A 12,290-nucleotide genomic window follows, 5' to 3' on the forward strand; every position below is an offset into this window, starting at 1 on the left:
TGACCATTCTTGCGGGGAACGACTGTCACATCGAAGACTTCAGAGCCTTGATGGAAGCCGAGTTTTACATCCTGATAAACAAATGACTTGAGTTTATGAGCTTTATTGAGGATAGTTTTTATCAGCATCAGCGACGTTTCTTATTGTTTTTTGTCTGCAAACAAAAAAATCTATCAGAAATCGATCGCTGGTGCTTTTTTCTTCAAATTAGCTCATTTTTACCCACAGATACCCCTGAAGAGCCCCTTTTGGATAGCATAGCTGCTGTCTTGTATGAAACTCGTTGGCAACCCCTTAATAATCGAATATTAAGTTGCACATCAATGAGCTGCTGAAATAGATCACGTACTTCTTTATCCGAGATTGACGACCTATCGAATCCCCGCCCACCTTCTGGGACAGTGTTTTGGATTCTTACTGCCTGATCAATTAATTGAAGAGCTTGCTCGCCGAGCCTACCTCGCTCATCACTATCAGAAGAAAATTGATCATCATATTTTCTCAGCTTTATATCTCTTTGAGTGATCTGTTTTTTACTGCTTTCTATTCTAAGACCTGAATGAGAAGACTTCCTTTTTAAGCGATAGCGTGGATTGTAATCATCCGGTTTATTATCATTTTGGAGAGACTTGCCATTACAATAATAAGTTGTTACAAGCCCTCTTCCGGTTCTAACTGAATCCATGGTTATCCTAGAGCGTCATTAATGTGTTTGATTACAGCCGGCCACAGTAAACCTTATCCCGAACTATGGGATAAATCATAAAGCCGACAGATTAAAGACACCATCGTGCTTAGAAAGTTCACCAAACCGGCTTTCACCCTCCCCAAAAATAACCGTCACGCTTCATGTGGGGATATGGTCAATTCCCCGTTGACCAAACCAGTAACCATTTAATGTCTTCGTATCGCTATTGCCCTGTACAGCCCCTTTGCTAATTATGGCCTCTGCCAACCTTTGGGCTACATCGAAAATGTCACCAAAATGTGCAGACAAACGGACACCGTTGACACCTTCAGACTGGATACCATGCCACTGATCGAGTATGTCATGGCACTGACCAGATAATGTCTGAATACCATTCATAACAAACAGTGCATCACCTTCCTGAGTGGCCAGTGGGATACCAGAAGCGGTTTTCAGACAGGCAAAGCCACAATTATCCTTACTGTTATTTTCAGCACGGGCAGTAAAACATCGGGCTGAATAAGCCAATGGAAGATACCCATAACCAAACACTTCGGTTTCCAGCTTCTGGGCACCCAGCTCAGGCAATCTCTTGGTGATCATCTTGAGATGATCAAAAGACAGCTCTACCGGCATCACCCAACGCTTCAAGCCTTTGTCATGCAATACTTTAAGTGCCTCAGCACTGTAAAGATTGACCGAAGGACCGGTAGTGAAAGGTAACCCAACTTTAGAGAGATAATGCACCGCACTCATATCATTGGCTTCCACCAGAAATTCACCATTACCACAAATTTTGCTGACTTGTGACAACTCCGACTCTGCCTCTATCAAGGTCAAGGTAGATAGCACGACTTCTTTGCCTTTTGCCTGCAACATTCTGGCAATGTATAGCCAGTCATCCAGCTTCAACTCCCGACGTTTGGAGCAGACTACCTCCCCCAAATACACGCGGCCAAAGGCAGACTCAGCCACCTTTTCATAAAAGGCGATCACTTCGGCTTTAGGCCAGAAGAAGAGCAACGGCCCGAGAGTAATTTGCATGGGTTAATCCTTTTTGTGCCCCAGGAATTAAGGAGCAGAAAATCTAAACTTTGCGATGAATCAATTTTTCAAAATGGCTTTTATACCAATTCTGCTTTTAAATTATGGGCTGTGCAGCCATTTTGGTCGACTGGATCTGTGTTGAAGCTCCTCGCCATAGCTACTGCTATGACTTGTCTCTTCGCCTTGCCCGGCCGGCCAAAATAACTTGCTCACGCCATAATTTAAAAGCGACATTGGTATTACTGCCAGGTTCGACTATATGCGCCAAGTGTCGTTTGGCTTCCTTCCGATAATCGACCCAACCCGGACATCCAACGTTCGTTGGTAGCAAAGGCAGCGGGGTTTGCCTGATAGTGATCAATGGCTTCCCGCCATATTCTGACAACCTCGGCAACATAAGCCGGGCTGCGCTGACGACCTTCAATTTTTACCGCGCTAATGCCCGCCTCATGGAGCTGCGGGATTAAATCCAGTGTATTCAGACTGGTTGGCTCTTCGATGGCATGACTGATATGACCATTCACAGCAAACCGACCTTTACACAGTGTTGGATAGCCTGCTTGTTCATTCTTTGCAAAACGGTCAATCAATAACCCACCAAGACGGGTTTCCATGCCGTTTGCCGTTTCCTGCCAACGAACGGCAGAAGCCGGCGAGCACGCACCCGCAGTATTGGGTGATTCCCCCGTCACATAAGACGACAGAATACAGCGACCTTCTGCCATGATGCACAAACTACCAAAGGCAAATACCTCAAGCTCCACAGGACTTTTCTGTGCCAGTCGCTCAACTTGCTTTAGAGAAAGCACCCGGGGCAAAACAGCCCGTTTAATACCAAAATGGTCGTGATAAAAAGACAAGCTGGCCTGATTGGTGGCTGATGCCTGAACCGACAAATGAAGATTTAGTCCAGGATGTCGTCTACTGGCGTAATCAAGGACACTGATGTCTGCAGCGATGAGAGCATCGACACCGACGTCGGCACACATGTCCACCGCTTTCTGCCAACGATGCCAGTTTGTCGCCTGGGCGAAAGTGTTAACGGCAACAAATAGACGTGCCTTTTTTCTATTTCCGTTTTTATGTGCAGGGTTGTGAGCATACTCAAGGGCTTTCAAAGCTCGCTGATCTGAGAAATTTAAACCGGCAAAATGACGCGCATTGGTTTCATCACGAAAACCGATATAAACCGCATCGGCACCGTTATCAACGGCTGCTTTCAGGGAAGGAAGATTACCGGCGGGACACACCAATTCCATAGATTGTTCCTTGTTTGGTGCCATGAGCACATAGCGACGCCCTATTAAAGAGCGACCTGTACGTTCTGCTCATAGCTTTTTGTGCAGATTACCAGACTGCACAAAAAACCAGCTTGATACTTATCAAGGAATACGCTGAAAACCGAACTAAAGATGAGTAATTTACGCACTGATCGCCAAAGGCTGCAGCGGAAAAACGTGCAGAGCTTTGTACTTTTTGCCATCGGACGAAGGTTCACTCTGAAATAAAACCACTTCGGCCACCGTCATACGAAAACTGGGTAGGTTGAAAAACTGACTGTGATTCACATATCTTGGCGATTTGAAACGCCCTAACGTCACATGAGGATAGAAGTTACGGCGCTCCGGCTGAAAACCGGACTGCAGAGCGGCATACTCACAAATGGCGGCAAGGCGCTTAAGCTCCTGTCCTGAATGCATATCCAGTGCCAGAATGCGTGACTTTCGACCATTAGGGAAAAATCGGAAGCAACCCGTCATGCTGTCAAACATTTTGCACCCGGAAAAACCCTGCTCAAGACGAGTAATCAGTGTATCCAGCTGATCTATATTACTGCTACCGAGAAATTTCAGGGTAATATGCTGTTGCTGCGGAACCACCCAGCGCACATCATGAGTATGTTCGTCACCCGCCCTGTGAATCGCTTTTTTGTGCAGAGTTGCAGCGAGCTCAAGGGGAAGCCTTACTGCGAGAAACGTTCTGACCGCGCTATCCTTTGACATATGTTCACCGGGATGATTCAGGTCATCTAATGCGTTGCAGCTACTGCCATTTACATTCATGTTATTTTAACTTCAACGTCATACAGCCAAAACCAATTCAAACATTTTAGTGCATTCAAGGCAAATAGAGGAGAGATGATTCGCCCATCAGGCCAATCTCTGGAATTCTTTACGATTTACTTTAATTCCCGAATTAGAAACAGTATCGGGAAATAAACGAATATGTTCCGGTATTTTAAACTTAGCCAGAGCACCTGTCAGTAAAGTTTTCACCTCAGACTCATTGAGTTTACCATCCACAGTCTGCACATAGGCTAACGGACGATGCCCAAACTCCGTGTGTTCAACCGCCACCACCACCGCCTGCACGATGTTTGGCAGCATTAATAACGCCTGCTCTATCTCTTCCGGATGAATGTTTTCCCCCCCGGAAATCATCATATTATCGATGCGGCCATTGATTTTTATCTGCTCACCACACCACTCCCCTTTATCACCGGTATGAAACCATCCAGACTGATCGATAAGAGGCGTTACCTCACCGCTCTCAAAATAGCCTTGCGCCAGAGTTTCGCCAGAGACCAGGATTTCATTATCATCAGACAACGTTAGCTTTCTATACGGCAAAATCCGACCAGACGTGACACCACCATGAACAAATTCAGGCTCTCCTGTACAAATCTGGGAGGCCATTTCTGTCATACCGTAGGTCGTCAGAAGGTTCACGCCCTGCTCCCTCGCTTTTGCCACCAAGGCTGGAGAGGCGACACCACCACCGAGAAGAATATACCGAACCCCAAAAGCGTGAAGATTAACGCCCTGCTCCAACAATCGAAACAGCTGGGTGTTCACCAGAGACAAATGCGAAATACGCTGAGTAGCCAGCATGTTCGCCAGAGGTATTTTCTTTTGGAACAGCGCTACCGTAGCGCCGGCAAGAACACAGCGCATAATGATCGCCAAACCACCCACATGAAACAGGGGAAGCGACAACAACCAGGTATCACCTCTATTCAGAGGCAACTCCGAAATTGAGCCACCGGCACTGTAAAAATGATTTTTATAACTGTGAGCAACGGCTTTTGGCGTGCCTGTTGTGCCGGATGTAGCAATCAAATCAAAGACCGCATCCGGTGAGATATTGATAGACACTGGATTATTCAATGTCTCTGAGCTCTCATAGAAGCATTCATCGATAACATCCGGAAGGTCGTTGCCACTGGCTATTAACGAAGCGCCTATCCGCTTTCCATAATATTCCCGCTGCGCTACAGGAAATGCAGGGTTCACCGGTGAAAAGATCCATTGCGATCTTAGGCAAGCAAACAGCAAGACAACTGTCTTCAACGCATCTTCCGTCACAAAAAGAATTCGCTCACCTGCGTTTAACCCTTTTTCTGACAAATATAAACGACATTGTTCAACCATCTGATCCAGCTGGGTAAAAGAAATCGTATTTTCTTCTCCTGTAATGGCGACCGCTGATGGATGATGAATAGCCTGATAGCGCAGAGGGCACTCATAAATAGCGGGAAAAGAAAAAGCAGTATCTGTCATCAACGTTCACAACATGTTGGATCAAAATCAATGGCACCACTGGCAGACACATCACCAATGATCAGCCTCTGGCGAAAAACCGAAGCAGTATCAAGACCGGGTAACTCTTCAGGAATCCATCGGGCACTTAATTGATACAGAATATGCAAACCTATGACTGACTCATAGGAAGAGCTGATCATGGCACGAATTCCATGCTGTCGGGCGGACTCTATCAGCGCCTGACAACGTTTCAAACCGCCCACCAGCGTTGGCTTAATAATAATGGCCGCAAGACCTGACATTGGCTGCACAGTAAAACCCTGCTCCTGAACAGTTTCATCCAGAGCAAACCTTAAGCCCGTCTTATCATACAGTGTTGTAAAATCATCCACACACACTGTCGGCTCTTCTACAAATGCAATACGCTGTACGTCAATTGCATCCTTAAGTGCCTCAGCAAAAGCACAGGCCTGATCAAAAGACCATTGTCGATTTGCATCCAGCTTTATACTGACGGAGTCCGGTAAAATCTGAAGTATTTGATGGATTCTAAACACATCGTCATCCCGCAAATGGCGACCGGTTTTCACTTTAAATTCTGCAGGCCACTTTCCTTGCCAAGCGTCCTGACGCTCTCCCTGCCAATGCTTCAATCTATCAACAATCTTCTGTATATCGCCTTGCAGCAACGGTATTGACGGTTGTTGGGGTAGCCAATGATCTTGCTTCAGCCACCATAAAGCAGACTCTATGCCAAAAGAGACCGATGGCATTAAAGAGAAGTTCTGTAAAAACGACAGATTTTCAATATCCTGCAGCGACTCTTTAGCATTCACTGCGGAACAAAAGGAAAGAAGCTGTTTCTCAGCTTCTTTCAACGTCTCTCTACTAAAGCCCGGCAATGGCGCAATGTCGCCATAACCAAAGCGATCCCCTGCCTGCAGGCAAAGAATCAAACCTTCCCGCTCACTGATTGAGTGTTGATTAACTGCGATCGGATGCTTTAGCGGCAGCCGATATTTAACAATATCAGCTTTCACTTTCATCATCGTGGGCTTCACCATGAGGGGGCGTTAGCAAGTTTGATAATCAAGGATTACGACCAAAACGACCAAAGTCTGGCTGACGCTTCTCCAAAAATGCGTTGCGCCCTTCCTGAGCTTCTTCACTCATATAAAAGAGCAATGTCGCATTACCGGCCAACTCTTGCAGACCTGTCTGACCATCACAATCGGCATTCATAGCGGATTTCAAGCAGCGTAATGCCAGTGGAGAGTGCTGAAGAATTTCACGACACCATTCAACGGTTGTCTTTTCAAGTTCTTCAAGGGGAACAACGGTGTTGACCAGCCCCATGCTTTCTGCCTTTTGGGCATCGTACTGACGGCAGAGGAACCAGATTTCACGGGCCTTCTTCTGACCCACGATACGAGCAAGATAACTGGCTCCGTAGCCGCCATCAAAAGAACCAACCTTTGGGCCTGTCTGACCAAAACGTGCATTATCTGCAGCAATGGTCAAATCACACACAAGGTGCAGTACATGTCCACCACCAATGGCATAACCCGCCACCATGGCCACAACCGGCTTTGGGCAGGTACGAATTTGACGCTGCAAATCCAGAACATTCAGATGATGAGTGCCTTTGTCGTCTTTATAACCTGAGTCACCGCGAACACTCTGATCGCCACCGGAACAAAAAGCCAGATCGCCTGCGCCCGTTAGAATCACTACACCAACGGACTCATCAAATCGCGCTGATTCCAACGCTTTTTGAATTTCGACAATGGTCTGTGGTCGAAAGGCATTACGCTTTTCAGGGCGGTTAATGGTAATTTTCGCAATACCTTCCGCCTGATGGTAAAGGACATCCTGAAAATCACCGGAGAGATTTTCCCAGATAACACCAGAATCCAACTGTTTACTTTCAATCGCCATACTCATTAACTCCTCAACGCCTCGGCTCCTCATAAAATCCCTGATCAGCCTGGCAAGTGCCTGTGGCTGCTCCCAATGAATATTGTGCCCACTCCCTGAAATGGAATGAGCACTATCAACCACACCTTCAGCCAGCCATTGTTTCGCCAACAGACCAAACTTTTGATCCTTTTCACCGTAAAAATAGTGCACTGGGAATGGCTGACTGGCGATAAGGCTTCGATAATCAGGCTGTTTTGAAAGACTGTATGCCATCATCGCCTCAGCTAAAGCTCTCCCTGACTGTGAATCTGCCCTGTTAACAATCAGAGACGACACCTGTTCTGTGGTTAACCCAGAAAACACCGGCTGACGATACCAATCACACAGCACACTATGAAGATCGTCTTTCTGGAACCTTATTGCCCATGCATGATCCGACAGCGCTCGTTCTGCTTTCTCGTGTTCATTCACCAAACCCGTATGAGCGCCTTCCAGAAACAATTGAATAACTCTTTCTGGGTGAGTAATGGCATAACTCATTGCCAACCGGCCGCCCAGTGAATAACCCAACAGGCTGAAGCGACTTAGATCAACTGATTGGCTTTGCTCTATCTCTGCGAGCGTGACGTTCAATCGACTGGCAAAAGCTGAAAAACCATCATTATCCTCTTCGAGCCACGAACTCGCGCCATGGCCGGGTAAATCCACAGTAATCAGAAAATAGCTCTGGGTTAACTCATCAATTAAGCGCTGCCAATCCTCACCACTGCCCATAAAACCATGCAATAACACGACAGTCGGAAAGTTCGGCTCGCCAAAACAGCGCCAGGCCAGTGTCATAACTCACTGACTCCACTCACCGCTTCACTGATCAGCTCCGCGCCTTGACCTGAAGGCGTCATCACTTCAATCAACGTACAGCCAGATGTTGTCATTGCTTGTGCAAAACAACTCATAAATGCTTCAGGGGAATCTGGACAGGCGTAGTCAACCCCAAAAAGCGCTGACGCGTGTTTTGCGGTTAACCCATGGGGAGTGACAAAATAGTCTTTAGCGACCGTGGCCTGATCTTCATCGCATCCTTTGGTGGTGACATAAAAAATACCACCACCGTCGTTATTTACCATAACAATCACCAGAGGGTATTTAGCCTGCCTGGCCAGTTGCAACGAATTCAGGTCGTGGAAAAATGAAATATCGCCAATCAATAGCACCAGCGGCTGTTCAGCGCCTACAGCGCAACCAGAAGCCGTGGCAATCAGTCCATCAATGCCACTGGCTCCGCGACTGCTATAGACATTCGGAAGTTGATTGCTGGTAAAGATTTCAACCATACGAATAGGAAGGCTATTACCGAGAAACACACCTGCATTATCAGGCAAATTTTCAGCTAAATAAGTACCCAGCCAACGTTCATTCAAAAGCTCAGGCGCTGAAGTCTCCAGATAGTCGTGTAATTTTTCTGATAACTCATCAAAACGCTTTTTCCACGCCATTGAATCAGCTTTATGTAGTGGTAAATCAACCAATTGCTGGCAGAGATCATCAATATTCCCGATGATTCTTAAGCTCTGCCTCTGCCCCGCGTCCACTCTTCTGGCAGCTGGGTCAACCATCCAGTTTTCTACCCACGAATGACGGGCAATAAACTGATCCAGTCGTTTAGAGGTCAAATATCCACCAAATTGCAGGATTCGGTCAGCCTGTTTAAACAGCGTTAAGCCTGAATCGCTGGCCAGCATAAGATCCGGATATTTTGTTGCCCGTGGGTGGCCGTGCAGTTGTGATTGCACGTCAGTGATTACTGGCCAGCCAAGACGGTCAGCGAGCCTGATGATCTGGCCAGTATCTGAATGATTGGAAACACGACCAACAACAATGATGCCTTTGCCATCGGCAAATCGCTGCCATCTTGATTCATCAGGTACCTGAGCACTCTTAAGCGGCATGTACTCGGTATAAGGAGAACGGGAAGAGAGCCACGACTCAACCTCTGAGAAATACGACAGTTCGTTATTATTTTCGCCATCCGATTGATGGGGATACAGCGGTTCCCGGAACATACAATTGATGTGTAAAGGCAATTGAAGTGCACAAGAACGGGAAAACGACTGGTCAATACTGCCCAATAGCCACCGGAGTGATATTTTTCGATCCGGTGTTGGCAAATCCAGCCTTGCTCCTGTGTAGTCACCAAAAATCCCCAACTGATCAATGGCCTGATTAGCCCCACAGTCAATCAACTCGGGCGGTCTATCTGCCGTCAATACCACCAGCGGGACACCGGATTGACGAGCTTCAATGATCGCCGGAAACAGGTTCGCAACCGCGGTACCTGAGGTGGTAATAATAGCAACCGGCTCGTTAGTTGCTTTCGCCAATCCCAGCGCAAAAAAACCAAGGCCGCGTTCATCAAAATGCACATGTCGTGTTATGCCATCATGGGCGGCAACAGCGAATGTTAACGGTGCGGAACGCGATCCCGGTGCGATACAGCAATGGCGAACGCCCAGACGCCAGAGTTCTTCGATCAATACAGAAGACCAAACCGTATTAATATTGGCGTAGACAGTTTTAAACGTCATGACCAAACCTGAACATTGTATTTTTGGTCTCTCTGGCAAGAGAGGATATCCACAACAGTCGCAATTTTATTATCAAGCTCCAACCATTCATCTTCTGCCACAGAAGCTTCAACAATGCCCGCACCGGAATACAACCTCAGTGATTGCTCCGTTAATCGTGCACTGCGTATTGCAACACTGAAGTCACTTTTCTGAACACTCAATGTGCCACACACCCCGGCATACAAACCCCGTGCATAGGGCTCATGCTTTGCAATAAACGACATTGCTTCATGTCTTGGGGTACCGCCCACCGCTGGTGTTGGATGCAATGCCTGCAAGAGGTGTTCATCATGAACGGACTCATTCAATACACCACGGATCTGATATCGAAGGTGTTGTATGTGCCTTAACTTGACGATGGAATGGCTGCGATCCGCCTCTAGCGTCTGGCACAACGAAGCGAGCTGGGTACAGATATCGTCCAATACCAGCCGGTTTTCATGGAGGTTTTTTCGATCATTCATCAGCGCCTGGGCATACTGGTCATCTTCTGTGGAATCAAAGCCACGAACAATGGTGCCGGCCAGTGCTTCTGTTGAGATAACATTTTCCAGACGCTTCACGAGCCTTTCCGGTGAGCATCCTAAGAAAACTTCATTATCCCCTTGGAACCAAAACTGATAAGACTGCGGATTCGCCTGCTTCCAGGCATGGAGTAATGACCAGCTTGATAACTGACCATTTATGTCTAACCGAGTCTCACGGGAAAACACCACCTTTTTCAGATACGCGGTTGCAAAAGCATTTTTTGCGTTTGCAATCATCTCTTTCCAGTCATTATACGACGGCATATAGCCATTCAGTGTTGTCTGAACATTAATCACCGGAAGTTGCTGTTGCCACGTCAATGACTGAATAACTTCCACGGCCTTACGGAGGCTGGATTGCCACTCAATATCATTACCACTGCGAAGATTGACGCCTAAAACATGGCCCTTACGGCTTTCAACCACTTCAACCAGGGGCAGGATTATCCGACCATAACCAAAGCTCGGCCAGATGCACTCTATATTGTCCGAAAAGGAAAGGTAACAAAGACAACGGGCGCCTGATAATTCGGGCAAGCTGCCCAATAGCGTTCGGGCATTCGCAAATGCAACACTGATATCTTTTCGAGAAGATAGCGTCTCTGACCAGCTATACCCCAGTGTTGCTACGGAATAATCACCATCCCGATCAGACCAATAAGCTTTTTCCTTAATGCTCTGTGAGGCAAGAAAACCCTTCAAGGCAATGGCAGGCAACGGTAACTCAACGCGATACAGCGGCTGATCCGGTGCAGACTCACTGGTCAGTCGCGCCAACTGTTCCACCATTAATGAAAACTGAGCCTGAATTACACGGGTCAAAGCAGCCTGCCAAGATAAGTAGTCAATGAATAAAAACAGCGTAAGATAACTAATGGTATACAGATTGACCACCATTATCAGGATCGTATTTACCGAGAATTGGACGAGTGTCCATAAAAAGATAGCCATGCAGCCATATACAATCTTAGATGATTTTTCTTATCATTCATGACCTCATTTTTTACATAGGCAATCGCTGATCATGTCAACCAATGGTGAGTCCGCCAGAAAGTGGCTGGAAGAAAATAAAGGGAAGATTCAGGAGCCACGGATTCTCCAGATTAAAGACAATCTTTTGAAGAAGCTCCAACAGTCCGAAGAGCAGGAAACGGATACCTCGGAAGAATACGAAGGTTTGCTGGAAGCGCTGGAGGTGATGGAATCCTGGTTGATTGAAAATGCGGTACCCGAAGTGGTTCAGAATGATTTACCACCACTGGACGCCAGCCCACTGGTGCCGGACGCGACCGGTGAAGCATCCATTTTATCGAAAGAAGAGAAGCAACAACGATTTCAAGCGCTATTGGAATCAAGTAAAGGGTAATAGACAGCTGAAGTGAAGCCAGCCAACAGGCTGGCTGGCTGGCTGGTGAAGCTGGATTCAAGCAATACTTAGATATCCACTTTCAGTCGCTGGCATTCCTCCATCACATGATCGTAGGTCCACTCCCCTTCACCGGGAAAACTGACCCCATGCTCATTCAGCTTATGGCACATCTGCATGGGGTTGATGCCTTTTTTCGCCAACCTTTCAAGGGTTTGCTTCAGCTCAAGATCCGCCTCGTTCAGCTCGACACTTTCCCTGGAGCCTTTTTTCCGTACTGCGACTTTTATTTGTTTCATTGCAATCACCTACAAACAGTATCTGGACGAAAGTATTTTCCAATCCCAAAATGAGCCTGAAAAGAGTATAAATCCATGATTTCAGGCCTTTCGCTTAAAGATGCCTTGAAACAGTGATTCTCTGGCAGACTGCAGTTGCTGGGCAGCCTCGTTATCACTCATTGATTCAGCCTTTGACTCCAATGCATGCGGCGGAGTTCCTTTCTTCAAATATTGCGTCCAGTCAGGCAAAGATTTCAGTTTTTCATAAGGTGTCATCATGTTTTCGTAAAGG

12 protein-coding genes are annotated in these 12,290 nt (G+C 46.9%); 1 reads left to right on the top strand and 11 read right to left on the bottom strand.

What is annotated here, in order from left to right; genetic code table 11:
* Positions 1-202: 202 nt before the first annotated feature.
* From AKL11_RS18315 to AKL11_RS18355, 9 genes are all read right to left on the bottom strand, one after another.
* Positions 203-685, bottom strand: coding sequence for a hypothetical protein (locus AKL11_RS18315; RefSeq protein ID WP_067520193.1), 483 nt, complete (start codon positions 683-685; stop codon positions 203-205).
* 162 nt (positions 686-847) lie between these two features.
* Positions 848-1,732 (bottom strand): U32 family peptidase, encoded by an 885-nt coding sequence (locus AKL11_RS18320; RefSeq protein WP_067520195.1) that lies wholly within the window; start codon positions 1,730-1,732, stop codon positions 848-850.
* Positions 1,733-1,974: 242 nt separating this feature from the next.
* Complete coding sequence (gene ubiU, locus AKL11_RS18325; protein WP_067520197.1) at positions 1,975-2,994, bottom strand: ubiquinone anaerobic biosynthesis protein UbiU; 1,020 nt, start codon at positions 2,992-2,994, stop codon at positions 1,975-1,977.
* A gap of 162 nt (positions 2,995-3,156) precedes the next feature.
* Positions 3,157-3,738, bottom strand: a complete 582-nt coding sequence (gene thpR / locus AKL11_RS18330) for an RNA 2',3'-cyclic phosphodiesterase (protein ID WP_157673651.1) — start codon at positions 3,736-3,738, stop codon at positions 3,157-3,159.
* 147 nt (positions 3,739-3,885) lie between these two features.
* Positions 3,886-5,295 carry an o-succinylbenzoate--CoA ligase gene (gene menE, locus AKL11_RS18335; protein WP_067520201.1) on the bottom strand — a complete coding sequence of 470 codons (1,410 nt, stop codon included), beginning with the start codon at positions 5,293-5,295 and terminating at the stop codon, positions 3,886-3,888.
* Positions 5,295-6,326, bottom strand: coding sequence for an o-succinylbenzoate synthase (gene menC, locus AKL11_RS18340; protein WP_067520203.1), 1,032 nt, complete (start codon positions 6,324-6,326; stop codon positions 5,295-5,297). Before menC ends, menE begins: the two co-directional genes overlap by 1 nt.
* A gap of 40 nt (positions 6,327-6,366) precedes the next feature.
* Positions 6,367-8,037, bottom strand: a complete 1,671-nt coding sequence (gene menB, locus AKL11_RS26800) for a 1,4-dihydroxy-2-naphthoyl-CoA synthase (RefSeq protein WP_095210506.1) — start codon at positions 8,035-8,037, stop codon at positions 6,367-6,369.
* Positions 8,034-9,782 carry a 2-succinyl-5-enolpyruvyl-6-hydroxy-3-cyclohexene-1-carboxylic-acid synthase gene (gene menD, locus AKL11_RS18350; RefSeq protein WP_067520205.1) on the bottom strand — a complete coding sequence of 583 codons (1,749 nt, stop codon included), beginning with the start codon at positions 9,780-9,782 and terminating at the stop codon, positions 8,034-8,036. Before menD ends, menB begins: the two co-directional genes overlap by 4 nt.
* Positions 9,779-11,173, bottom strand: a complete 1,395-nt coding sequence (locus tag AKL11_RS18355; RefSeq protein ID WP_157673652.1) for an isochorismate synthase — start codon at positions 11,171-11,173, stop codon at positions 9,779-9,781. The genes menD and AKL11_RS18355 overlap by 4 nt, the downstream gene beginning before the upstream one ends.
* A 202-nt stretch (positions 11,174-11,375) precedes the next feature.
* Between AKL11_RS18355 and AKL11_RS18360 the strand changes: the two genes are divergently transcribed.
* On the top strand, positions 11,376-11,717 hold the full coding sequence (locus AKL11_RS18360) for a hypothetical protein (RefSeq protein WP_067520209.1): 342 nt from the start codon (positions 11,376-11,378) through the stop codon (positions 11,715-11,717).
* A 68-nt stretch (positions 11,718-11,785) separates the two neighbouring features.
* On the opposite strand, the gene AKL11_RS18365 is transcribed toward AKL11_RS18360, so the two are convergent.
* Positions 11,786-12,016, bottom strand: coding sequence for a hypothetical protein (locus AKL11_RS18365; protein WP_067520211.1), 231 nt, complete (start codon positions 12,014-12,016; stop codon positions 11,786-11,788).
* Positions 12,017-12,097: 81 nt separating this feature from the next.
* Positions 12,098-12,290, bottom strand: a 193-nt coding sequence (locus AKL11_RS18370; protein ID WP_216636817.1) for a hypothetical protein, incomplete at its 5' end; no start/stop codon positions are given.

The organism is Endozoicomonas ascidiicola (genome assembly GCF_001646945.1).
Classification (GTDB): Bacteria; Pseudomonadota; Gammaproteobacteria; order Pseudomonadales; family Endozoicomonadaceae; genus Endozoicomonas; species Endozoicomonas ascidiicola.